This window comes from Streptomyces sp. NPDC016309, assembly GCF_043077235.1.
Classification (GTDB): Bacteria; Actinomycetota; Actinomycetes; order Streptomycetales; family Streptomycetaceae; genus Streptomyces.
In genome coordinates this window covers 150265-173001 of sequence record NZ_JBIBSG010000010.1, presented here as the reverse complement: position 1 = coordinate 173001, position 22737 = coordinate 150265, and the positions used below count along the sequence as shown (strand labels likewise).

At 73.3% G+C, this 22737-nt stretch carries 25 protein-coding genes, 1 other RNA gene and 1 pseudogene; 14 read left to right on the top strand and 13 right to left on the bottom strand.

Going from position 1 to position 22737, the window contains the following annotated elements:
- Window positions 1-97 precede the first annotated feature (97 nt).
- Both ACF068_RS25345 and ACF068_RS25340 read left to right on the top strand, forming a co-directional pair.
- Window positions 98-253: pseudogene (locus tag ACF068_RS25345) on the top strand (gfo/Idh/MocA family oxidoreductase); the annotation flags it as partial.
- A gap of 100 nt (window positions 254-353) precedes the next feature.
- Window positions 354-1106, top strand: a complete 753-nt coding sequence (locus ACF068_RS25340; RefSeq protein ID WP_392276585.1) for an SDR family oxidoreductase — start codon at window positions 354-356, stop codon at window positions 1104-1106.
- 64 nt (window positions 1107-1170) lie between these two features.
- On the opposite strand, the gene ACF068_RS25335 is transcribed toward ACF068_RS25340, so the two are convergent.
- The 3 genes from ACF068_RS25335 to ACF068_RS25325 all read right to left on the bottom strand — a co-directional run bounded on the left by ACF068_RS25335 (window position 1171) and on the right by ACF068_RS25325 (window position 3617).
- Window positions 1171-1497 carry a nuclear transport factor 2 family protein gene (locus ACF068_RS25335; protein ID WP_392276584.1) on the bottom strand — a complete coding sequence of 109 codons (327 nt, stop codon included), beginning with the start codon at window positions 1495-1497 and terminating at the stop codon, window positions 1171-1173.
- Between the two features lie 493 nt (window positions 1498-1990).
- Window positions 1991-2344: a hypothetical protein gene (locus tag ACF068_RS25330; RefSeq protein WP_392276688.1), complete on the bottom strand. Its 354-nt coding sequence runs from the start codon at window positions 2342-2344 to the stop codon at window positions 1991-1993.
- 16 nt (window positions 2345-2360) lie between these two features.
- Window positions 2361-3617 (bottom strand): multiprotein-bridging factor 1 family protein, encoded by a 1257-nt coding sequence (locus ACF068_RS25325; RefSeq protein WP_392276583.1) that lies wholly within the window; start codon window positions 3615-3617, stop codon window positions 2361-2363.
- A gap of 347 nt (window positions 3618-3964) precedes the next feature.
- Here ACF068_RS25325 and ACF068_RS25320 point away from each other — a divergent pair, with 347 nt between their 5' ends.
- The 6 genes from ACF068_RS25320 (at window position 3965) to ACF068_RS25295 (ending at window position 7310) form a co-directional block, all read left to right on the top strand.
- Entirely contained in the window at window positions 3965-4171 is a 207-nt protein-coding gene (locus tag ACF068_RS25320) for a hypothetical protein (protein WP_392276582.1), read from the top strand.
- Between the two features lie 79 nt (window positions 4172-4250).
- Complete coding sequence (gene tgmA, locus ACF068_RS25315; protein ID WP_392276581.1) at window positions 4251-4511, top strand: putative ATP-grasp-modified RiPP; 261 nt, start codon at window positions 4251-4253, stop codon at window positions 4509-4511.
- Between the two features lie 5 nt (window positions 4512-4516).
- Window positions 4517-5476 carry an ATP-grasp ribosomal peptide maturase gene (tgmB, locus tag ACF068_RS25310; protein WP_392276687.1) on the top strand — a complete coding sequence of 320 codons (960 nt, stop codon included), beginning with the start codon at window positions 4517-4519 and terminating at the stop codon, window positions 5474-5476.
- A complete protein-coding gene (gene tgmC / locus ACF068_RS25305) occupies window positions 5473-6636 on the top strand; it encodes an ATP-grasp peptide maturase system methyltransferase (protein ID WP_392276580.1) in 1164 nt (387 codons plus the stop codon). Before tgmB ends, tgmC begins: the two co-directional genes overlap by 4 nt.
- Before the next feature lie 17 nt (window positions 6637-6653).
- Entirely contained in the window at window positions 6654-6947 is a 294-nt protein-coding gene (locus ACF068_RS25300; protein WP_392276579.1) for a DUF6087 family protein, read from the top strand.
- A 72-nt stretch (window positions 6948-7019) separates the two neighbouring features.
- Window positions 7020-7310 (top strand): hypothetical protein, encoded by a 291-nt coding sequence (locus ACF068_RS25295; protein ID WP_392276578.1) that lies wholly within the window; start codon window positions 7020-7022, stop codon window positions 7308-7310.
- A 183-nt stretch (window positions 7311-7493) separates the two neighbouring features.
- On the opposite strand, the gene rnpB is transcribed toward ACF068_RS25295, so the two are convergent.
- Window positions 7494-7894: RNase P RNA component class A (gene rnpB, locus ACF068_RS25290), an RNA gene on the bottom strand.
- A gap of 33 nt (window positions 7895-7927) precedes the next feature.
- Window positions 7928-8506, bottom strand: coding sequence for a Uma2 family endonuclease (locus ACF068_RS25285; RefSeq protein WP_392276577.1), 579 nt, complete (start codon window positions 8504-8506; stop codon window positions 7928-7930).
- 154 nt (window positions 8507-8660) lie between these two features.
- Between ACF068_RS25285 and ACF068_RS25280 the strand changes: the two genes are divergently transcribed.
- Together ACF068_RS25280 and ACF068_RS25275 are read left to right on the top strand one after the other, a co-directional pair.
- On the top strand, window positions 8661-9476 hold the full coding sequence (locus ACF068_RS25280; protein WP_392276576.1) for a MerR family transcriptional regulator: 816 nt from the start codon (window positions 8661-8663) through the stop codon (window positions 9474-9476).
- 8 nt (window positions 9477-9484) lie between these two features.
- A complete protein-coding gene (locus ACF068_RS25275) occupies window positions 9485-10522 on the top strand; it encodes a hypothetical protein (protein WP_392276575.1) in 1038 nt (345 codons plus the stop codon).
- Here the strand turns inward: ACF068_RS25275 and ACF068_RS25270 are convergent.
- Window positions 10473-11915 carry an RNB domain-containing ribonuclease gene (locus ACF068_RS25270; protein WP_392276574.1) on the bottom strand — a complete coding sequence of 481 codons (1443 nt, stop codon included), beginning with the start codon at window positions 11913-11915 and terminating at the stop codon, window positions 10473-10475. The genes ACF068_RS25275 and ACF068_RS25270 overlap by 50 nt on opposite strands.
- A 110-nt stretch (window positions 11916-12025) precedes the next feature.
- On the opposite strand from ACF068_RS25270, the gene yaaA reads away from it, so the two are divergent.
- Both yaaA and eda read left to right on the top strand, forming a co-directional pair.
- Window positions 12026-12790, top strand: a complete 765-nt coding sequence (gene yaaA, locus ACF068_RS25265; protein ID WP_392276573.1) for a peroxide stress protein YaaA — start codon at window positions 12026-12028, stop codon at window positions 12788-12790.
- Window positions 12791-12856: 66 nt separating this feature from the next.
- Window positions 12857-13483, top strand: coding sequence for a bifunctional 4-hydroxy-2-oxoglutarate aldolase/2-dehydro-3-deoxy-phosphogluconate aldolase (eda, locus tag ACF068_RS25260; RefSeq protein ID WP_392276572.1), 627 nt, complete (start codon window positions 12857-12859; stop codon window positions 13481-13483).
- A 45-nt stretch (window positions 13484-13528) separates the two neighbouring features.
- On the opposite strand, the gene ACF068_RS25255 is transcribed toward eda, so the two are convergent.
- From ACF068_RS25255 to ACF068_RS25240, 4 genes are read right to left on the bottom strand one after another with little or no spacing between them, the layout of a single operon-like run.
- Window positions 13529-14389 carry a GNAT family N-acetyltransferase gene (locus tag ACF068_RS25255; protein WP_392276571.1) on the bottom strand — a complete coding sequence of 287 codons (861 nt, stop codon included), beginning with the start codon at window positions 14387-14389 and terminating at the stop codon, window positions 13529-13531.
- The gene (locus tag ACF068_RS25250; RefSeq protein WP_392276570.1) at window positions 14386-15801 is read right to left on the bottom strand and encodes a bifunctional RNase H/acid phosphatase; all 1416 of its coding nucleotides are present in this window, start codon (window positions 15799-15801) and stop codon (window positions 14386-14388) included. The genes ACF068_RS25255 and ACF068_RS25250 overlap by 4 nt, the downstream gene beginning before the upstream one ends.
- Window positions 15801-16544 carry a zinc ribbon domain-containing protein gene (locus ACF068_RS25245; RefSeq protein ID WP_392276686.1) on the bottom strand — a complete coding sequence of 248 codons (744 nt, stop codon included), beginning with the start codon at window positions 16542-16544 and terminating at the stop codon, window positions 15801-15803. The genes ACF068_RS25250 and ACF068_RS25245 overlap by 1 nt, the downstream gene beginning before the upstream one ends.
- A complete protein-coding gene (locus ACF068_RS25240; RefSeq protein WP_392276569.1) occupies window positions 16541-17356 on the bottom strand; it encodes a Nif3-like dinuclear metal center hexameric protein in 816 nt (271 codons plus the stop codon). Before ACF068_RS25240 ends, ACF068_RS25245 begins: the two co-directional genes overlap by 4 nt.
- A 244-nt stretch (window positions 17357-17600) precedes the next feature.
- Between ACF068_RS25240 and ACF068_RS25235 the strand changes: the two genes are divergently transcribed.
- Complete coding sequence (locus ACF068_RS25235) at window positions 17601-18875, top strand: hypothetical protein (protein WP_392276568.1); 1275 nt, start codon at window positions 17601-17603, stop codon at window positions 18873-18875.
- Between the two features lie 323 nt (window positions 18876-19198).
- Here ACF068_RS25235 and ACF068_RS25230 read toward each other — a convergent pair whose 3' ends face one another.
- From ACF068_RS25230 to ACF068_RS25220, 3 genes are all read right to left on the bottom strand, one after another.
- Window positions 19199-20053, bottom strand: coding sequence for a MaoC/PaaZ C-terminal domain-containing protein (locus ACF068_RS25230; protein WP_392276567.1), 855 nt, complete (start codon window positions 20051-20053; stop codon window positions 19199-19201).
- Between the two features lie 151 nt (window positions 20054-20204).
- Window positions 20205-20426 carry a hypothetical protein gene (locus ACF068_RS25225; RefSeq protein WP_189548367.1) on the bottom strand — a complete coding sequence of 74 codons (222 nt, stop codon included), beginning with the start codon at window positions 20424-20426 and terminating at the stop codon, window positions 20205-20207.
- 59 nt (window positions 20427-20485) lie between these two features.
- Entirely contained in the window at window positions 20486-21928 is a 1443-nt protein-coding gene (locus ACF068_RS25220; RefSeq protein WP_392276566.1) for an MFS transporter, read from the bottom strand.
- Window positions 21929-22035: 107 nt separating this feature from the next.
- On the opposite strand from ACF068_RS25220, the gene ACF068_RS25215 reads away from it, so the two are divergent.
- Window positions 22036-22689, top strand: a complete 654-nt coding sequence (locus ACF068_RS25215) for a class I SAM-dependent methyltransferase (RefSeq protein WP_392276565.1) — start codon at window positions 22036-22038, stop codon at window positions 22687-22689.
- Window positions 22690-22737 lie beyond the last annotated feature (48 nt).

Below are 22737 nucleotides of genomic sequence, written 5' to 3'. Positions count from 1 at the left end.
GGCCGGGCCAATGCTCTCAGCTCGTCGACGGTGGTTGAAACCTCAATCTGGGGGGGGCGGTTATGGGCGGGACCGTGCGGTGGGGCGTGCCGGCGACCTGCGGGCCGGTGAGACGGAGTCGCCGCTGGTGCCGCTGGACGGGACCCTGGCCGTGATGCGGACGCTCGACGCGGTACGGGACCGGGTCGGCGTCCGCTACCCGGCCGACGGGGCGGTCACACGGGGTGGAGCCCCGGGTCGCCCGCCCCGGTGACGAACGAGGGGCATACCGGCCGACCGATTGTCGGGTACACAACATCCACATGTCGGCCACTTCCGTATCGCGTGCCGGACCCTCCCGTACGCTGCGGCCCATGAGCGCTGTACGGAGGATCGCGGTGGTGACGGGAGCCGGCTCGGGCATCGGCCGGAGCGTGGCGCTCGCCCTGGCGGAGGACGGCTGGTCCCTGGCCCTCGCGGGCCGCCGGGCGGAGCCCCTGCGGGAGACGGCCGCCCTCACCGGCACGGACGCCCTGTGCGTCCCGACCGACGTCACCTCGCCCGACGCGGTGACGGCCCTGTTCGCGGCCGTCCGGGACCGGTTCGGCCGGGTGGACCTGCTGTTCAACAACGCGGGCAGCTTCGCCGGGGGCGGCACACCGGTCGAGGACCTGGACCCCGGGACGTGGCGCGCGGTCGTCGACGTCAACCTGACGGGCGCGTTCCTGTGCGCCCAGGCGGCCTACCGGCACATGAAGGACCAGTCACCGCGGGGCGGCCGGATCATCAACAACGGCTCCATCTCGGCGCACGTCCCGCGGCCGCACTCAGTGGCGTACACGGCGACCAAGCACGCCATGACGGGCCTCACCAAGTCGCTGTCCCTGGACGGCCGCCCGTACCGCATCGCGTGCGGCCAGATCGACATCGGCAACGCGGCCACGGAGATGACCGAGCGGATGCGGACGGGCATCCTCCAGGCCGACGGACGGCTGGCCCCGGAGCCGGTCATGGACGCGGCGGACGTCGCCCGCACCGTGGCGCACATGGCGGCGCTGCCGCTGGAGGCGAACGTCCAGTTCGCGACGGTGATGGCCACGGCGATGCCCTACATCGGCCGGGGCTGACCCGGGCGGGTGGACCCCGAGGGCGCCGGCGTCCCGGCCCACCGGCGCCGGTCCTGGCGCCGGGCTATGCCTGGCCGGTCTCGAAGCGGGTGACCTTCCCGTCGTCGCCCACCGTGAACCGCCACGCCGTCCGCATCTCCCCCCAGGTGTCGTTGCGGTAGCGGACGGTCAGGGCACGGCCGCCGGCCTGCTCCGACTCGACGTCCATGTGACCGCCCACCGTGAAGATCTCCTTCTCGGCCCACTGGTCAAGGTCCCGGTCGGAACCGTCGTCCGCCATGGTGGCCCCGGGCGCGAGGACGGCGGCGAACGCGGCGCGGTCGCCCGCGTTCACGGCGGTGACGAAGGCACGGACGGCGGGGTCGCTGAGCTGTTCCGCGGGGATGGTCATCAGGTGTCTCCTCGGGTTTGGGGCCGGCGGGGCGGTTCCCCACCGGTACACCCCCGTACCCGGTACACCCCCGGACCCCGCGTTCCGGGGACGTTGCGCCACCCGTGGCGCGTCAGGGGCACCGCCCGGCGCTGCGGGCGGGACGCGGTGCGCGGGGCGGACCATCGGCCGTATGAACACGGCCATCAGCCGGGAGACCGAATACCCCGCCAGGGCGGGATCTCCACATGAGTGAGCGGCACCCGACGACCCATGAGCTGCGGAGAACGCCATCCGGACCTGAGCGTGCCGGGCATGCCGTGCAGATCGGTGACCCGGATTGTCACCGAGGCGGGAGAGGCAGACGAGTTGGGCTGTACGCCGGGGACTGTCGGCGCAACGCTATGACCTGCACAAACGAGCAGGTACGGTGCTTCCGTGGCTACTTTGATGGCTACGCAACAAGACATCCCCGCCGGGATCGGCCCGGACGGGGACGTCGTCGCTCCTGAGATCAGACGGTCCCTTCGATGCGTTCGAAGATGTCCGCGTCGGTCTCCCGCTGCCAGTCCGGCAGGTCGGACCAGTCGGCAACATATCCGGGCTTCGGGTCTTCGAAGTGCCTGAACATCTGGGCGGTCCAGCAGATCGCGACGAATCGGCCCTTCTGCTCGCGTGTGAGCCTCGCCGTATGCCCGCCGCTGACCTCGATGAAGTCGCGCACCTGCCCGTACACGGCGGTGGCCGCTTCGCGCTCCCAAGCGGGCGTGTCGTCCCACGGCGTGACGTAGCCAGGCTTGGGCTCGCCGGGATAGTGCTTGTTCACACCGTCGATCCACGCCTCGCGGAAGATCCGGCCGTCATTCATGCGCGTGTCCCTCTCGTCATGCGGTGCGCGGAAGCGCCGCGATTCGGTGATCAAGAGTCGAGACTCGGTCATCGGACATGAGCGGGGCAAGACGCCCCCGAAGCCCGTCCAGCTTCTTGCCGATGAATCCCGAATTCGACCGGTCGGCCAGTCCCAGTGCTTGCTCCGCGTAGTGCACGACCTGGTCGATGTCTCGCCTATGCACCCCGAGCACGGCGAGGTCGCTCAGGACGGCAGCGCGGCGACGCAGGGACAGAGGCTGGGCAAGGGCTGCGGTGAGCGCTTCATCGGCGAGATCAGGGCGGCCCAGTTGGAGGTAGCAGGCCCCTCTCTCCTCTGCCAGGCGGGAGCCGTCGAAGCGGAGCCAGCCGCTGTTATGGGAGTGAGCGCTGTCGAGGGCGTGCACTTTCTCAGCTTCGTCAAGAGCCCGGTTGCACGCGTCGAGATCGCCCACGGCCGCGTACGCCTGCGCCTGGACAGCCGCGACCCAGTGACGGGTGGAGAGAGTGTCGTCACCTCTCCGGGCGATGCGGAAAGCTGCCGCGAGCAGGGGCTGGGCAGCGTGCGCGCGGCGCGCGTACAGCTCGACGTACGCGTGGCGGGTCATGGCACAGGCCCACAGGTCGTGGTCGCCACCGGCATAGGCCGCGTTGGCGGCCAGTGTGTAGCACTGCGCGGCGTCGGTGTACCGGTTGGCGTCGAAGAACAGCTCGCCGACGAGCTGGTAGAGGTCGGCCGTCATCCGACACAATCGGGACCGATCCACGGCAGTACGCGTCTCGGTCAGTCCCTTCGCCATCACATCGAGCTGTGCGCGCACCGCAGGGAAGACGACCTGCTTGGCGTCCGATAGCGCGTAGACCTGCCAGAGGCTGCGATGCAAGGCGTCCCCCGTCTCCAAGAGCGTCGACGCTGCGCGCCCTCGGGCGGCATCACCGGGATCGGGAAGTGCGACCAGCGCACCCGTAACGGCGAGCAGGCCCAGGACTTCGCGGCGCTTCATGTCGTCATCATCACCATGGAGGAGGGGTGGAGCAGCGGAGAGCCCGACTGTCTCGGCCAACTGATCGTCGGAGAGAAGGGCTTCCAGCTCGGGGAGGGTCACTCCCAACAGCCCTGCGATCTTCGGCCGTTGATGGGGACGCGGGGTGGCACGACCACTTTCCCAACGGACCACGGTGGACGCGGCCACCGAGAGCGCTTCTGCGAATTCCTCCTGAGAGTAGCCCCGGGCCGCGCGCCGTTCCGCAAAGCACCTTCGCCTCGACGTCATAGGTCTCCCCTCACGAGAACCCTTTCACGCACGCATACCCGCCACGCGCCAACGCCTGGAAAACGCCCGGGCATTGCGCGAGGTCCGCTCTGGGAGAAGGTAACGGATCGTCGTTGACTGGTCACACACCGCTCGGAGGCCGAAGGACCCTCCGGGCGGCTCCCCACGGAGAGGAGCGACCGAGTGACAACCTCCGGACTGCCCCGCAGGAACCCTGGCGTCAGTGGCCGTACGTACACGCTGCCGGAGCCCCGGCCGGGTGCGCCGAGCCGGGCTCTTCGGGTGCGAGCGGCCGGCGGCTGGGAGAGGTTCATGCGCCGCATCGAGGCCCGGCAGGAGCCGGAGGAGTGAACCCGGTCGGTTCCGACGGCTACGAGCACCACCCGCTCCTGGACACGCTTGTCCGTGACATCGCCTCGCGTGGGGAGGGTGTGCTCGTCGCCGTCACACAAGAGCTCCACAGCCACGGCATGGTCCGCATCGCGCACATCCGGCCCGCGTCCGGAGTCGAGTGGACGACCGCGGCCGACAACATCCAGGCCGCTCACCCCTGAGCCGCGGCCCGCAGATCGCCGTCCGCGCCCCCTGGCGCAGACGGATTCCCGCATCACACCCTTCAACCCGAGGAGTCTCATGACCACCTCTGTCGCACTCCCCTGCCCCACGCGGCCGTGGGGTGCGGGCCGACTCGCGCCCTACCCGACGGTCGTCCGCCGACCCCACGCCACGGTCGCCATCGACCCCACGACGCAGCTCGGGGTGTTCCGCGACCGCGTCGGGCAGGTGGTCGAGATGGGCAAGCACGGCACCAGCTCGGGCACCGAGACCTCCACGACGACGAACTCGGACTCCCGGAACGACCAGGGTCACGATCAGGACAGCACGCAGGACTGATGACCATGACCGAGGAGAGGCCGGTTCTGGTGGCCACCGAGGCGGACGACATCACCGCCGACATGGTGATCACCGAACTCAACCGGCGAGATGTGCCGGTGGTCCGGTTCAACCCCGCCGACATCGGCGAAAACCTCACGGTCTCGGCTCGATTCGGCACCTGCCCGGCCCCGGTGGTCGGGCAGGTACGCACCCCGTCGAGAACCGCTGATGTGACCCACGTCCGGTCGGTGTACTGGCGCCGCCCGGAATGGCCCACGTTTCCCCACCTGTCCGCTGACGACTCCCGGTTCGCGGCGGCGCAGGTCCGCTACGGACTCGGTGGCACCCTCTTCGCCCTGGGCGGCCCTCTCTGGGTCAACCACCCCCTGCGCGTTACCGCAGCCGACTACAAGCCCGGGCAGCTCGTTCTCGCCCAGCAACTCGGCTTCACCATCCCTCCCACCCTTGTCACCAACGACCCGGACGAGGCCCGCGAGTTCGTCCAGGCTCAAGGGCAGGCGATCTTCAAGACGCTGCGATGGACCCCCTACACGCGTGACAGCGTGCCGATGACGGGATGGACCGCCCCCGTCACCCCCGACGATCTCGACGACAGCGTTCGGGTCGCACCCCACCTGTTCCAAGCCCGCGTGGACAAAGTCGCCGACGTTCGCGTACTGCTCGTAGGCCGGCACACGTTCGCCGTACGCATCGACTCCCAACTCCTGGACTGGCGCAAGGACTACAGCGCCCTGACTTACACCGTGGAGCACCTTCCCGACCGGGTGGCCAAGGGACTGCATGCCTACCTGGACCGGCTGGATCTGGTATCGGGAAGCTTCGACCTCGCGGTCGACCGGGCGGGGGCCTACTGGTGGCTGGAATTGAATCCCAACGGACAGTGGGGGTGGCTGGAGACCGAGACTGGCCTCCCGATGTCCGCTGCCTTCGCCGACCTACTCGCACAAGGAGATCGCCGATGACCGATCCGGCATCCGAGCGACGCCGCATGGCGACTGTTCTCATGAATGACGGAGTCCTGAAATCCCCCTGGCTGCGTGAGGCCATCGAGTCCGTCCCCCGCGAGCGGTTCCTCCGCCCGGGAGTCTTCCTGGACGAGGGGCGGACCTGGCGGCCCGTCACCGTCACCGACACGAATCCGGACGAGTGGCTGAAGATCGCATACAGCGTCGACACCCTCACCACCCAGCTCGACGGCCACCTCACCGCCGACCAGGCCGACGAACCCGTAATGGGCGTGCCCACGTCCTCCTCGACCGACCCGGCCACCGTTGTCGGCATGATCGAGACCCTGGACCTCGTGACGGGCCACCGAGTCCTGGAGATCGGCACAGGCACCGGCTACTCCACAGCCCTGATGTGCCACTACCTCAGCGAGGACAACGTCGCCACGGTCGAGGTCGACGCACAGGTGGCCGCACGCGCCGATGCCGCTCTCGAAGCCGTCGGCTTCTCGACATGGACGGTGACGGGCGACGGTCTCCTCGGCCACCCGTACCGAGCACCGTACGACCGGGTCATCGCCACCTGCGCGGTTCGCCGCATCCCGTACGCCTGGATCAGGCAGACGATCCCTGGAGGCATCGTCCTCGGCACGGTCGGCTCGTGGCCGTGGGGAACCGGCCTTGCGAAACTGACCGTCGGCGATGACGGCACCGCCGAGGGCTCGTTCGTCGGGCGCTCCTCCTTCATGCAGGCGCGCGCCCAGGCAGTGGCTCCCGCGGCTGGCGATCTCTCCGCCCGGACCGCGTACGCGGACAGTGAGCGGCGCACTCAGGTGTCTCCTCTTGTCCTGGAGGAGTGGATGCCCGCCTTCGTTGCGCAGTTGGCGGCGCCCGGCGTTCAGTTCGTCCGCGCGACGGGCGGTGACGGCTCGCCCTTGCGGTACCTGTTCGATCCGGAGAAGGAGTCGTTCGCCGAGTTCCTCGCCGACGGCGAGAACTGGACCGTCCGCCAAGGCGGTCCGGTGGCCCTGTGGGACGACGTGGAACGTTCCCTCGTCGCCTGGCAGGTCGCCGGGGCACCGGAGATCGACTCCGTACGGCTCCACGTGACGCCCACGTCCCACCGGTACTGGATTGACCAGGCGCCCTCCCTGCGCTGGGAACACCGGATCACCTGACCCACTACGCTCCGGACATGGACGACGAACCGCTCTCCCAGTGGGCCGAGCGTCGCGATGCGAGGATCGGGCAGCTCCGCGCCGTACCCCTCGTCACCGGCGACCCGAGGGCATCGCATCTGAACCCCGATGCTCCCCGCGCGATCCAGCGGTGGAACGGCCATCTGTGGGAACCGCACGGCTTCGCGGCGAACCTCGCGGAAGCACGACGCATCCTGTTTCCCCACACCGACGCTACCTCCACCCGTGAGGCAACACCGAAGCTCGGCCCAGGGACCGGCAGACATCGGAAGCCTCCGACTTCCTCATGATTCTCTGGCGTCCAAGCCATACCTCTGAAACCGGCCCCCAGCCGGTAGACCACCCGCGGCACACTGGCGCCCGTGAGTAACGACATATCCGATGACCGATGGGCACAGCGGGTGTATTTGACGTGGCTGGCCCGCGATACTCGCTACGCTCTGGCAGCCCGGAACGCCCTGATTGGCTACAAGATCGAGGAGCTTGAGCCCTCGGTGGCCGCGCTCCCCGCTGACGGGGCGGCTCCGCTGTCCACCTTGCCCCCGTTTCCGATCATCCCGTTCGACGCACCCGCGCAGAACCCTGGCGGCATTCAAGCCTGGCTTGACGAGCAGAATTCCACCGGCCCCGGGACCGCAACAGAGGACACCTAGGCGTAGACGCATCGCGCGGAGGGCCCCCGACTCAGCCAACACCCACACCAAGCCGCCCAGCGTGGCTACCTTCGTAGCAGCGAGGTCCGGTTTAAGCCGGTACGGAACGGGGTGAGTGGGCGCCCACGATTCCACGAGAACAGGCGTCTGACCTGCGGTACCGCAGATCAGACGCCTGTGGGGCAGACGAGTCGGGCTGTACGCCGGGTTCTGTGCCCCGGGACCTCGCGGTCGTCGGGGCGACGGCCATCCATCTAGGACCGGCGTTGCCACCGGCCTCGTGCGGTCTACCCGCGGACTCGGGCGGGCAGCCCTCGTACGTCCGCGCAGGGACACCGAGGTGTCCCCTTTTGACCTTGCTCCGGGTGGGGTTTACCTAGCTGCCCAGGTCACCCTGGGCACTGGTGGTCTCTTACACCACCGTTTCACCCTTACCGAGGACCGAGGTCCCCGGCGGTCTGTTTTCTGTGGCACTGTCCCGCGGGTCACCCCGGGTGGCCGTTAGCCACCACCCTGCCCTGTGGAGCCCGGACGTTCCTCGGGAAGGCCCCGAAGGGTCTCCACGCGGCCGTCCGCCCGGCTCGTCTGCCGTGCCGACCATGGTACCGGGAAGGACGTCAGACGAAGTCGGCGGTCTCCAGGTCGAAGCCGAACGGGTCGGGAAGCGGCAGCGGCTTGCCGAACGGGACGGTGAGGACCTGACGGTAGTCCTCGTTCCCCGGGTCGCTGAAGAGCGTCACCGAGGAGGACTCCCGGTCGACCAGCAGATACAGCGGGATGGCTCCGCGCGCGTAGCAGCGGCGCTTGGTCTCCCGGTCGCGCTGGGGCCGACTGGAGGTCACCTCGACGACGAGCGCCACGCCCTCGCACGGCATCCAGGATTCGGCGCCACGGAAGAGACGAAGCTCGGCGGGGGCGAACGTGATGTCGGGGATGACGTGGCTCCTGGGGCAACTGCCCCCACTGGGAAGCTTCAGGCCCTTGTTCCCGGAGACGTCCATATCGGTACGAGCCCGCCTGATCACCTGCTTGACGATCAGGCTGTTGTAGTCCTCGTGGTCGCCGTCCGGCGGTGGCGTCACGACGATCTCCCCCTCGACCAGCTCGGCCCGGAAGCCCTCCGGCGTCTCCAACGCCAGGAAGCCCTCCAGCAGGACATCCGCCTGCGTGAGCGGTTCATGTGCCACGGCAGCCATGTCACGCCCCTTCCTCGGTCGCTCGTCAGACTGGGACATCGCCGGGCCGCCCGTCCGTGAGATGGGAGTCGTTCCCTCGATCGTGGCACATGATCGAGGACGGGCGCGTGATTGCGGTTGACCCTGCCGCAGCGTCAACGTTTCTACTGGCTCCATGCGGATCGGAGAGATCGCCGGCCTCGTCGGCATCACCACGCGGGCGGTACGCCATTACCACCACCTCGGGCTGCTGCCCGAGCCCCGGCGGCGGGCCAACGGGTACCGGGACTACACCCTGCGCGACGCCGTCCTGCTCGCGCGGATCCGGCGGTTGACCGAGCTGGGACTGGGGCTGGACGAGGTCCGGGACGTGCTGGCGGACGGTGGGGGTCCCCCCTGCCCGAGCGGAGCCGAGAGCTCGGGGGCGGGACGGGAGCTGGTCGACGTGCTGGAGGAGCTGGACGCGGACCTGGCGCGGCAGCAGGAGGAGATCTCGGCGCGCCGGGAGCGGCTCGGGGCGCTGCTGGAGCAGGCCCGGACGGGGCGGTTGCCGGCGGAGGGGCCGGTGTCGCCGGGGCTGGCGGAGCTGTTCGGGCGGATGGCCGGGGTGTCGGCCGGGCTGCCGGGGCCGGAGCCGGCGATGGCGGCGCGGGACCGGGAGGTGCTCGTGCTGTTGGAGACGGTCGTGCCGGAGGAGGAGGGCGCCCGGCTCCTGGACGCCGTACGGGCCGTGACCGGGACGCCGGATGCGATGGAGCGGGCGTACGAGGTGTACGCGCGGCTCGACGCGCTGGCGGACGCGGCCGCCGACGACGTACGGGTGGAGGACACCGCGCGGGCGCTGGCGGAGCTGCTGCCGGACGAGGTGGTGCCGGACCTGGGCGGCGTAGAGGAGGCCGCGTTCTCCCGGGTGTTCCTCGCGGACTTCTCGGCCGCGCAGGCGGAGGTCGTCCGGCGGGCGCTGCGGATCGCCGCGGGACGTGCGCGGTGAGGCGGCCGATGAGGCGGCCGGTCCGGGCGGTGGCCTACGCCCTGCTGCCCGCCGAGGTGGTGCTGGCCGTGTGCCTGGTGGCGGGGGTACGGATACCGGGCGCCGTGGTCGCGGGGGCGGAGGTCGCGGTGGCCGCCCTGCTGGGCACGGAGCTGCTGCTGTACATACGGTTGCGGCGGCGGGGGTACGGCTGGCGGGAGGCCCAGCGCGCACGGGTGCCGGAGCCGGTCGCGCGGCTGGTGGGACACGAGCTGCGGCTGATGGTGAGCCTGGTGCGGTGGGCGGCGCGGCGGCCGGACGGGACCGGGCGGGCCGGTGTCCGGGCGTTCGGGCACGCGCGCGACCAGGCGGCGTACCTGTACGGGTTCGCCTTCGTGTGCGTGGTGGAGACGGTCGGCATGGCGTACCTGCTGGCGTCGTGGCCCGTGGTGCACGCGGTGTTCCTGGTCCTGGACGTGTACACGGTGCTGTTCGTGCTGGGGCTGCACGCGGCGTCGGTGACCCGGCCCCATCTGCTGGACGGGGCGGTGCTGCGGCTGCGGCAGGGGGCGCACGTGGACCTGGCGGTGCCGCTGGAGCGGATCGCCGCCGTACGGCACGAGCTCCGCTTCTCGCACGAGGAGGAAGAGGGCGTGCTGAACCTGGCCGTGGCCTCGCAGACGTCCGTCACCGTCGAGCTGGCCGAACCCGTCACCGCCGTGCGGCTGCTGGGCAGGCAGTACCCGGTACGCCTGGTGCGGTGCCACGCCGATGATCCGCGGGCCCTGGTGGGGGCGCTAGGGAGTGTCCGGAAAGTATCGGCGTCCGCCCGGAGGGCGGGGACCGCGGCGTCCGGTGCGTGCGATCGCAAGGCGGAGGAGGGAGTCATGGCGGTGGGGGCACCTCCCGTGCCCGAAGGGCTACGGGGGACCATGACGACCGACGACAACGCCGCGAGCGCGCGTGCGGGACACCGCGGCCAGCCGAGACTTTACGGACACGACCTAGGGCGGGCGCTCACGCGGGGACGAACAGGGCCTTCGCCCGGCCCGGGTCGGCCTGGGTGAGCCGTACCCTCAGCCGCTCCCCCAGCGGCAGGGGGTCGGGGCCGCCCTCGACGCGGGCGACCACGGCGGGTTCCTCCAGGTGGACGGTGCCGGCCGCCGGGTCACGGTCGCGCACGTCGACGACGTACGCCTCGAAGACCTCGCCCACCCGGTCCTTCAGCAGCGCGGCCTCCACGAGGTCGACGCACTCGCGCTCGACGGTGCCGGCCCGGCGCGAGCCTTCCGCCATCCGGCGCGGCAGGCCGGGCAGGGCCTCCCGGACCCAGCCGGGCGGTTCCCGGCCCGCGGCGGCGGCCAGGCACAGTTCGCCGGCGTACCGGTCGACGAGGCGGCGCAGCGGGGCGGTGCAGTGCGTGTACTCGTCCGCGACCGCGGCGTGGACGGCCGGCACCGGGGTGTCGCCGCCGGTGAAGACGGTGTAGCCGGCACCCCGCAGCAGGGTGGTGCAGTCCTGGAGGAACGCGGCGTGGCGGGTGTCGTGCGGGTCGAGCGAGCGGACGAGGGCCGCGTAGGAGACGTGGTGCGGCCAGGTGATGCCGAGGGCCTTGGCGGACCGGCGCAGCCGGGCGACGGCACCGTCGGGGGCGGTCGGCAGGGTCCGGAGGACGCCGGTGCCGGCGGCGGTCATCAGGTCGGCGGCGGCCATGCCGGTGAGCAGGGAGATCTGGGCGTTCCACGCGTCGGCGGGGCGGGGGGCGCGGTACTCCAGGTGGTAGGCGTGGTCGCGCGCCACGATCTCCTGTTCGGGGACCTGGAGGGAGATCCCGCCGCGTTCGGCCTCCAGCCGTTCGCGGAGGGTGCCGATCTCGCGGAGGAGGGAGAGCGGTTCCCCGGCGGTGCCCTCATCGAGCCGCTGCTGGACGCCCGCGTAGTCGAGCCGGGCGCGGCTGCGGACGAGGGCGCGCCGTACGTCGGTGGCGGTGGGGCGGCCGTCGGCGTCGAGGTCGATGCGCCACAGCAGGGCGGGAACGGTCCGGTCCGGCAGAAGGCTGGCGGCCCCCTCGGACAGGACGGCGGGATGGAGGGGGACGCGACCGTCGGGGAAGTAGAGGGTCTGGACGCGCCGGTGCGCCTCCTCGTCGAGCGCGCCGCCCGGGGTGACGAAGGCGGCGACATCGGCGATGGCGTAGTGGACGCGGTAGCCGCCGCCGGCGCGGCGCGCCAGGTGCATGGCCTGGTCGAGGTCGGTGGAGCCGGGCGGGTCGATGGTGAAGAGGGGGAGGTCGGTCGCGTCCCGCTCGGGCAGGCGCGGGGAGCGGGCCGCCGCCTCGGCCTCGGCGAGCACGGCGGGCGGGAAGGCGTCGGGGACGGCGAGCTCGGTACGCAGCGCGCGCAGGGCGGTCCGGAGGGACGCCTGGGCCGCGCCGGTCACACGGATCTGGCGGCGGGGCATGGGTCGAGCGTAGGGCCCGGGGCACCGGGTGGCATGTCGTGCGCCGTGGCGCTTTGTACGCTGGCGCGGGGCCGCATCCCCGTTCACGTACGTACCGAAGGAGAACCACCGTGCTCGTGCTGTTGCCGCCCTCGGAAGGAAAGGCCGCGTCGGGGGACGGTGCGCCGCTGGAGCCGGGCTCCCTGTCGCTGCCGGGGCTCGCCCCCGCGCGGGCGGCCGTGCTGGACGAGCTGGTGGAGCTGTGCGCCGCCGACGAGGAGAAGGCGCGGGAGGTCCTGGGGCTGAGCGAGGGACTGCGCGGCGAGGTGGCGAAGAACGCCGGGCTGCGGACGTCGGGGGCGCGGCCGGCCGGTGAGGTCTATACGGGCGTGCTGTACGACGCGCTGGGCCTGGCCACGCTGGGCGCGGCGGCGCGGGAGCGGGCGCGGGAGTCGCTGCTGGTCTTCTCGGGCCTGTGGGGCGCGGTGCGGGTCGACGACCGGATCCCGTCGTACCGGTGCTCGATGGGCGTGAAGCTGCCGGGGCTCGGTGCGCTCGGGGCGTACTGGCGGGCGCCGATGGCGGAGGTGCTGCCGGAGGCGGCCGGGGACGGGCTGGTGCTGGACCTGCGGTCGGCGGCGTACGCGACGGCGTGGCGCCCCAAGGGGGAGGTGGCGGCGCGGACGGCGACCGTGCGGGTGCTGCACGCCCCGACCCGGAAGGTGGTCAGCCACTTCAACAAGGCGACCAAGGGGCGGATCGTCCGGAGCCTGCTGGAGGCGGGCGCGGTGCCGGGGACGCCGGCCGAGCTGTCGGACGCCCTGCGCGAGCTGGGGTACGAGGTGGAGATCCCGGCGGCGGGGAAGCTCGACGTGCTGGTGGCGGAGATTCACTGAACCGGACGCGTTGCACGCTCCGCAACGCTCGTTGCGGGTGATGCGGGCCCTCGGGACGATGGGCGCATGACTCCCGCGCCGTCCGTGCTGGACCACGCCCCCGTCCTGCCCGTCGTCGTCATCGAGGACGCGGCCGACGCCGTACCGCTGGCCCGCGCGCTGGTGGCGGGCGGGCTCCCGGCGATCGAGGTGACGCTGCGGACCGCCGCCGCGCTCGACGCGATCCGGGCGATCGCCGCCGAGGTGCCGGGCGCGGTGGTCGGCGCGGGCACGGTCGTCTCGGCGCGGGGCGTGGCGGACGCGGTGGGCGCCGGGGCGCGGTTCCTGGTGAGCCCCGGCTGGACGGGCGGGCTGCTGGACGCGATGGACGCGTCGGGGGTGCCGTTCCTGCCGGGCGTCTCGACGGCGTCCGAGGTCGTGGCGCTGCTGGAGCGGGGGGTGCGGGACATGAAGTTCTTCCCGGCCGAGGCGGCGGGTGGCACGGCGTACCTCGCTGCCCTGGCCGGTCCGCTGCCGGCCGCCCGGTTCTGCCCGACGGGCGGCATCCTCCCCGACTCGGCCCCCGCGTACCTGCGGCTGCCGAACGTGGGCTGCGTGGGCGGTACGTGGATGCTGCCCGCCGACGCCCTCGCGGCCCGCGACTGGGCCCGGGTGGAGACCCTGGCCCGGCAGGCCGCCGCGCTCCGGCGCTGACCGCCCGGCCGCCCGCCGTCGCGGTCGTCGTCCCAGGCGCCCACGTCACGCGAACGCGATGTCGACGTGGTCGCTCAGCGGGCGGTAGCCCAGGCGCTGGTAGAGCGCGGTGCTGGTGGGGTTGGCGACGTCGGCGAACAGCAGAACCTGCCGGGCGCCGGCGTCCAGGGCGGCGCGGCTGACGGCGGCGGTGACGGCCCCGGCGTACCCCCGGCCGCGCAGCTCGGGAGGCGTGTAGACGGGCGACACCCGGGACTGCCCGGCGACGGGCGGAGAGTGCGACGCCATGGACACGAGACGCCCCGCCACCTCCCACACGTACAGCCCGCCGTGCTCGACGCGCCGGGCGACGTTCCGCGTGTGGTCGGTGGCCGGGTCCTCGCCGATGTCGGCGGCGAAGGCCCGCATCCACGCCGCGGTGAGCGGTACGTCCTCGGCGGTGGCCCGCCGCGCGGTGCCCGGGGGCGCGGGGCGCGGCGGTGTGAGGTCCCCGAGGCGGTGAAGCCGGGTGCGGTGGGTGATCGTCCACGTCCCGCCCGGCGGCGTCCACGCGGCGGCGAACGCCTGCGTGGGCCCGTCGCCGCCCTTCACGCCCGTGACACCGGTTCCGCGCAGCGCCTCGGCGAGCCGCCGGGCGGCCTCCTCCGGCATGGGCCCCAGCAGCGGGGGGTGGGGCGCGGTCCGGACGAACGCCCCCTCCACGGGGCCGTCGGGGGCACGGCGCCACCAGCCGAACCGGGCGCTTCCGGCCCCGAACGCGCCGGGGCCGTGCCGCCGCACGGTCTCGCCGACGGTCAGCAGCGCCGTGCTGCGGGCCGGGTCGGCCTCCAGATAGGCGCCCGCCTCCCGGTGGAACTCCGCGACGTCGCCGGTGAGCCGCCAGCCCGTCGCCGCCGGGGACGTCAACGGAGGTGGGACGTGTCGTTGAGGAGCCGGACGGAGGCGTTGCCGTCGCGGTAGTACGCCACCGCCGAGATCGACGCCGCGGACAGCTCCATCCGGAACAGGGACTCCGGCGGGGCGCCGAGCGCCAGCCGGACCAGCGTCTTGATGGGCGTGACGTGTGTGACGAGCAGGACCGTACGGCCCGCGTGGCGGGCGGTCAGCCGGTCCCGGGCCGCCGCGACCCGGCGCGCGACGGCCGCGAAGGACTCACCGCCCGAGGGGGCGGCCTTCGGGGAGGCCAGCCAGGCGTCCAGCTCGTCCGGGTAGCGCTCCCGTACCTCGGCGAACGTCAGGCCCTCCCAGGCGCCGAAGTCCGTCTCCCGGAGGCCGTCGTCGATCCGGACGTCCAGTCCGAGGCGGGCCGCGACCACGGCGGCCGTCTGCCGGCAGCGGGCCAGCGGGGACGAGACGATCTCCTGGACGGTGCCCCGGGCCGCGAGGGCGGCCGCGACCGCGTCGGCCTGCCGCCGGCCGGCCGGGGACAGGTCGGGGTCGGTGCCGCCGCTGCCGGAGAAACGCTTCTCCGGCGTGAGCGCGGTCTCCCCGTGCCGCAGCAGGACGAACGTGGCCGGCGCGCCCAGGTCCGCGGCGGAGCCCCACCCGGTCGACGGCGCGGCATCCCGCCCCGCCGCCCCGGCGCCCTCGTCGGCCCCGGACCCGCCGGTCGCAGGGCCGGCAGGCGTCGCGCCGGCGGGCGCGGAGTCACCGGGCGCCGCGCCGGCGGAGGCAGGGCCGGCGGTGGCCGGGCCGGCCGGGGCGGCGCCGGCGGGTGGCGTACCGCCCGCCGGCGTGGTGGGGGCCGATCCGCCGGTGGTCGTGGCGGCGAGGGCGGCGCGGGCTCGGGCGGCGCCGGCGGCCGCGTCACCGACCACGCGGGCCGCGGCCGCGTCGAGGGCGTCCGGGCGGGCGCCGGCGTCCAGGGCGGCCGTCGACGTGGACGGCTGCCACTGCCGGCCGCGCTTGCCCGCGTCCATCGCCTCGTTGGCGAGCCGGTCCGCGTGCTTGTTCCGCTCGCGCGGGATCCACTCGTACGTCACCCGCGACGGCGGGAAGATCCGCGCCGCCTCCGCCGCCAGCGGCTTCATGTCGGGGTGCTTGATCCTCCAGCGCCCCGACATCTGCTCGACCACCAGCTTGGAATCCATGCGGACCCTGACCGTCGCGTCGGGCGCCAGCTCGCGCGCCGCCTTCAGCCCCGCGACCAGGCCCTTGTACTCGGCGACGTTGTTGGTGGCGACGCCGATGTACTCGGCCGCCTCCGCCAGCGGCTCCCCCGACACCGGGTCCAGGACCACCGCCCCGTACCCCGCCGGCCCCGGGTTCCCCCGGGAGCCGCCGTCGGCCTCGACGATCAGTTCCCGCGCGGCGGTCATTACAGGCCCGACTCCGCCGTGCGCACCAGGATCCGGCGGCAGTTCTCGCACCGGAGGACGGTCTCGGGCGCGGCCGCCCGCACGTCGTTCACCTCGGTGATGTTCAGCTCGATGTGGCAGCCCTCGCAGCGGCGCTGGTACAGGCGCGCGGCGCCGACCCCGCCCTGCTGCTCACGGATCTTCTCGTACAGCTTCATCAGGTCGGCCGGCACGGATCCGGCGATGAGGTCCCGCTCCTTGGTGACCGACGCGGCCTCGCCGTCGAGCCCCTCGGTCGCGGCGTCCCGCCGGGCGACGGCGTCGTCGACCTTGGACTGGACGGAGGAGACGCGCTCCGTCAGCTCGGCGACCCGCTCCTGCGCGGACTCGCGGCGCTCCATGACCTCCAGGACGATGTCCTCCAGGTCACCCTGGCGCTTGGCCAGCGAGACGATCTCCTTCTGGAGGTTCTCCAGGTCCTTGGGGGACGAGACGGCCCCCGAGTCCAGGCGCTGCTGGTCGCGGACGGCGCGCTGGCGCACCTGGTCGACGTCCTGCTCCGCCTTGGTCTGCTCGCGGGCGCAGTCGCTCTCCTCGGTCTGCGCGGCGACGAGCAGGTCGCGGAGCTGGCTGAGGTCCTTGGTCAGCGACTCGATCTCGGCGTGCTCGGACAGGGACTTGCGCTTGTGGGCGAGCTGCGACAGGCGTACGTCGAGGGCCTGGACGTCGAGGAGTCGGATCTGGTCGGCGGGCGCGGCGTTCAGTTGGGGGCTCCAGAAGAAGAGTGGTGGGACCACGGGTCGGTGACCGTCTTCGACACGTGGACCCGCAGGCCCCAGCCGTGACGGTCGGAAATCTCGTCGAGCTGGGCGGCGGCCAGCTCGCACCAGGGCCACTCGGTGGCCCAGTGGGCGGCGTCGACCAGCCCCAGCGGTGAGTGCTGGGTGGCCTCGGAGGCCGGGTGGTGGCGCAGGTCGGCGGTGAGGAACGCGTCCACGCCCGCCTCGCGCACGGCGTCGAAGAGGCTGTCGCCGGAGCCGCCGCTGACGGCGACGGTACGCACCGGGGCGTCGAGGTCTCCGGCGACGCGGATGCCCTGCGCGGTGGCGGGGAGCCGCTTCGCGGCCCGGGCGGCGAACTCGCGCAGCGTCTCTGGCCGGTCCAGCTCGCAGATCCGGCCGAGGCCGTTCGCGGGCACCAGGGGCCCGGTGACGCGCAGGTCGAGCGCGCCGGCGAGGGCATCGGAGACGCCGGGGTCGGCGGTGTCGGCGTTGGTGTGCGCGACGTGCAGCGCGATGTCGTTCTTGATGAGCGTGTGGACGACGCGGCCCTTGAAGTGCCCCGCCGCGACCGTCGTCGTGCCCCGCAGGTACAGCGGGTGGTGGGTGACGATCAGGTCCGCGCCGAGGGTGAGCGCCTCGTCCACGATCTCCTGGACCGGATCGACGGCGAACAGCACCCGGGTGACGCCGGCGTCGGGGTCGCCGCAGACGGTGCCGACGGCGTCCCACTGTTCGGCCCGCTCGGGCGGCCAGAGGGCGTCGAGCTCGGCGATGACTTCAGACAGACGGGGCACGGGGGAAAGGCTACCTGGCCCGCCTTCCCGCCCCGCACCTGCGCCGTCCGGCCCCTTGCCGACGCCCTCCGGGCCCGCCCCGGGGGCGGCCGCCGCGACCCTGGTGGAGCCCCTCGGCAGCACACCCGTCTCCGGCCCCTCAGGCGAACCGGGACATCGCCACCCTTATAGGTGAAGCGCGGTAGTCCCCATTGTTCGGCTGTAGGTACGAAAACTACTTTCGGTCGCCGGAGGTGACGAGTCGATGACAGCCTGTGCCATCGAGACCGCCGCGGAGGACGACGACGCGGTGTCGCGTCCGGGCTTCACGATCGCGGCGAACGGCGCCTACGCGGCGCGGCTGGCGGGCGACGGCGAGGCCCTGTTCCCCGAGCGGTGGACGCTGGACGGACCGGAGCCGTACGCGGTGCCGCTCCCCGCCGCACAGCCCGAGGACCCCCACGCGCAGTTGCTCCCCCTGGTGGACGGCCGGGTGCTGATCGGACGCAGGACGGGCGGGCGGTACGTCTTCTCGCTGCTGTACCCGACGGGGCCGCGCACCGGGGAACTGCCGCTGGGCGCGGTGGAGTCGGCGGCGCTGCGGCTGCTGCCGCCCCCGCCGGACGGGTCGTGCGCCTACGCGCTGACGGCCGGCGAGCGGTCGACCGGCGTCTGGCGGGTGGCGGGCGGGGCGGGCGGCGGCCCCGAGCACGTCGCGGAGGTGGCGGGCCGCTGCACCGGCGGGGCGTGGCTGGACCGTGCGGGCCGGATGCTGGCGCTGGACCGCCGGCCGGCCGGGGGCGGGCCGGTGAAGTCGGTCGCGGTCGACCTGGAGCGGGGCGGGGAAGTGACCCCGCTGCTCCAGATCGCCGACGGCAGCGACGACCGTGTGCTGCTGGCGGACCCCGACAGCGGACTGCTGCTGATCCGGTCCGACGCCCCGTCGCCGGGCCACCACCGGCTGGGCTGGGCGGTCCTGGGCAGCATGCTGCCGGTGCGTTTCCCGGAGTGCCTGCGGCTGCCGGACGCGGCGGTGACGCCGTTCGCGATACAGCCGGGGCAGACGCTGACGCCGGAGGCCTGCGCGGTGGCGCTGCGGATCGACGGGGCGTCGGGGAGCTGGGTGGGGGTGTGGCGGCCGGCGGAACGGCGGCTGCACCAACTGGCCGCGCCCCGCGGGTGGCTGGCGGGGGCCGGGGCGTGGACCCGTGAGGGGATGCTGCGGCTGCCGTACGTGACCGGGGCGGTGCCGTGCGGCCTGGCGCGCGTGGTGGCGACGCGGGTGGAGGGGTCCGGCGCGGAGGGGTCCGGCGCGGAGGGCGCCGGGGCCGGGGCGGAGGAGGCGCCGGACGGGGCGGCGGGGAGCGCGACGGGCCCCGGACCGGCGGCGCGGGAAGGGGACGTACCGCATCCGGCCACACGATCGGCACAACCGGAATGCCCTGGTGGGGAACCGTCCGCGGGCGTGGTGACTCCTGGTGTGTGCAAGCCGGTGCCGTTGCAGCAGGCACCGCTCACCGGCCGCACAGCCCGCGGATAGACTCTCGGGCCGCACCAACATCAGCGATCACTACGGGGTGACTTCCCACATGTCTGAAGCCAGCACCGACACGACCCACGGGCGACCGCAGGGGGACGCCGGTGGCTCCGGAAAGCACCGAGGGGGTGCCGCGTCGACGGAGGACCTGTCGACGCGGCCGCACGGCCGCCACCGCAAGGACCCGCAGCACAGCGCGGTCTGACGGGACGACAGAGCGGAGGGGCCGTTCCGGGGGGATCCCCCGGGACGGCCCCTCCGCCGTGCGGGCCGGGAAAACCTGGCCGGTCCCGTGCGGTACGGCTGCGCGCCCGGTGCGGCACCCTTCACCCGGTTTCGACGAGGGTGTCGGCGAGGACCGGGGCGTCGCCCCGGTCGGCGGCGGTCGCCGTCAGCCGGACGCCGGCGTCCTGTCGCCACATCCGGATACGGAGGGTCTCGCCCGGGTACACCACGCCGGCGAAGCGCGTCCGGTACGCGCGGACCCGGGCGACCTCCCCGTCGAGCAGGGTGTCGGCCACGGCCTTGAGCGCCATGCCGTAGGTGCACAGGCCGTGCAGGATCGGCCGGTCGAAGCCGGCGAGCTCGGCGAACTCCGGGTCTGCGTGCAGCGGGTTCCAGTCGCCGGAGAGCCGGTACAGCAGCGCCTGGTCCTCGCGCACGTGCCGCTCGACGGTCCGGTCGGGTGCGCGGGCGGGCGGTTCGGTGCGGACGGACGGGCCGCGCTCGCCGCCGAAGCCGCCTTCGCCGCGTACGTAGACCTCGGCGTCGCTCGTCCACAGCGGCCCGTCGTCGTCGGCCGCCTCGGAGCGGAGGACCAGGACGGCCGCCTTGCCCTTGTCGTACACGGCGGCGACACGGGAGGTGGTGCGGGCGCGGCCCTTCACGGGGATCGGGCGGTGCACCTCGACGCGCTGGCCGCCGTGCAGCACGGCGGTGAGGTCGATGTCGACGCCGGGGGCGGCGAGACCGCCCATCATGCCCATGCCGGCGCCGGCGACGGTGGCGAAGCTGGGCAGGACGTGGAGCCGGGACTCCAGGGTGTAGCGCAGCTCGTCGGGGTCGGTGGCGGGGATGCCGGCGCCGATGCCGAGGTGGTAGAGCTGGACGTCCTTGTGGTCCCAGGCGATCTCGGCGGTCCGGGGCTCGGCCGCGGTCGCCCGGCCGGCGTCGATGGGCATGGGTCTCCTGCTCGTCGCGCGACGGCGCCGAGGCCGCGCAGGGACCGGTTCCGGAACGGGCCGGGGCCTGTACGCCCGGTGTGGGCAGTCGTTCTGCGGGTGCTTTTGCCCCACCCCGTGCCGTGGGGCGGGGCAGAGCGTCAGGAGGCGGTCAGAGCTTGTCCATGCCCTTGTAGGGGCTGACGATACGGGCCTTCTGCGACCCGAAGTCGACGAGCGTGGCGATCTGGTCCTCGACGGCGATGACCGTGCCGAGGCCGTGCCTGTCGTGGGAAACCCGGTCCCCCACCGCGAAGTGCTTGATCGGTGCGGCCACGGGGGCTTTGAAGGGACTGGTGGCGAGGTGGCGCCGGGGCGCGGATCGGTTCGTCATTTCCCGCCAGTATGCGGCACGGAGGCCGGATGGGGCAGGGGGCTGCCTCGACCGTGACCTTACGGCTCGGTGCGGCGCGGCAGCCACAGCAGCATCAGCACGGCGCCCGCGAGCAGGACACCGGCCCCGGTACGGAAGGCCAGCGCGTACCCGGCCGTGAGCGCCTCGGGGCCCGTGCCGCCCGCCGTACGGGAGGCGGCGACCGTCGACAGGACGGCCAGTCCGAGGGCGCCGCCCATCGTGCGGGACGTGTTGACCAGGCCCGACACCAGCCCCGCGTCGCCCGGCGCGGCACCCGAGGTGGCGAGGGAGGCGAGCGGGGTGATGGCCAGGCCCATGCCGGCCATCATCAGGACGCCGGGCCCGAGGATCGTCGTGGCGTACGTGCCGTGCGCCTCCATCAGGGACTGCCAGCCGAACCCGGTCGCGGCGACCAGCGTGCCGATCACCGCGAGGTTCCGCGCCCCGGTGACGGCCATCAGCCGTGGCGCCAGCTTCGAGCCGACGATGATGGCGGCCGAGCTGGGCACGAGGGCCAGGCCGGCCGCCGTCGGGGAGTAGCCGAGCACGTTCTGGGCGTACACCGTCATGAAGAACCACATGGCGAACGAGGCCGAGCCGTTCAGCAGCATCGCCGCGTTGGCCGCCGTCACCGCCCGGGAGCGGAACACCCCCAGGGGCATGAGCGGGGCGCCCGTCCGGGCCTCGACCGCCACGAACGCGGCCAGCAGCGCCAGTCCGGCGGACAGCGGCAGCAGGGTCGCGGAGGCGCCCCAGCCCGCCTGCTCGGTCTGCACGATGCCGTACGCGACGGCCGCCAGCCCGCCGGTGACCAGCACCGCTCCGGGCAGGTCGAGCCGCCGTCCGCCGGCGGTCCGGCTCTCGCGGACGGACAGCGCGGCGCCGACGAGCACCAGCACGCCGACCGGCACGTTGATCAGCAGCACCCAGCGCCACGAGAGCAGGTCGGTCAGGACGCCACCGACCAGTCCGCCGGCCGCTCCGCCGCCCGCGCCCACCGCCGACCAGGTGCCGATCGCGCGGGTGCGGGCGGGCCCCGCCGGTACGGCGGAGGTCACGATGGTGAGCGTCGCCGGGGCGAGGACCGCCGCGCCGAGGCCCTGGACGGCGCGGGCCAGGAGCAGTTGCCAGCCCTCCACGGCGAGCCCGCCGGCCAGGGACGCGGCGGTGAACAGCCCGAGCCCGGCCAGGAACATCCGCTTGCGCCCGAACAGGTCCGCCGCCCGCCCGCCGAGCAGCATGAACCCGGCGAAGGCGATCGAGTACGCGTTCAGCACCCACTGGAGCCCGACGGCGGACAGGCCCAGGTCGGCGCGCATCGACGGCAGCGCGACGTTCACCACCGAGACGTCGAGGACGACCAGGAACTGGCCGGCGCAGGCGGCGAGGATCACCGCCCACGTGCGGGCGGTGGGGAGGGGGGTGTCGGTGGCCGTGCGGTCGCGGGCCGTGTCGGTACGGGGCTGAGGCATGGGTGTCATGGTCGCAGGTGCCGTGCGGTCCGTACATCAGGAGATGGACGTACGTCGGAGGTCCTGGTCCACCTACGATGTGACCGCCCAGTAGCCGGACCGCTCAGGAGGAACCCATGGCCGTGCCCGCCGCGCCGCCCAAGCCGGAGACGCTCGCCGCCTTCGAGGCCGCCAAGGGGTTCATGCCCGTGCGCGAGGGACTGGCGCTCCACGCGGCTGCCGCCGAGGCCGGCCGGCTGGGGCTGCCGTTGCTGGAGGTCGGCACGTACTGCGGGCGCTCCACGATCCTGCTGGCCGACGCGGCCCGGGCCGCGGGCACCGTGGCGGTCACGGTCGACCACCACCGGGGCAGCGAGGAGCAGCAGCCGGGCTGGGAGTACCACGACCCGGCGGTGGTGGACCCCGAGGTGGGGCTGATGGACACGCTGCCGACGTTCCGCCGCACGCTGCACGCGGCGGGGCTGGAGGAGTACGTCATCGCGGTCGTGGGGCGCTCGCCGCAGGTGGCGCGGGTCTGGGCGGGCGAGCTCGGCCTGGTGTTCATCGACGGCGGCCACACCGACGAGCACGCCACCGCCGACTACGAGGGCTGGGCGCCGCGCGTGGCCGAGGGCGGGCTGCTGGTGGTCCACGACGTGTTCCCCGACCCGGCGGACGGCGGCCAGGCCCCGTACCGCGTGTACCTGCGGGCGCTGGAGTCCGGGGCGTTCACCGAGGTGTCGGTGACGGACTCGCTGCGCGTACTGCGCCGTACGGGCCCGGGCATCTGACGCGGGTGGGGGCGTCCGGGCGTGCGATGCACGGCGCCGGCCGCCGGC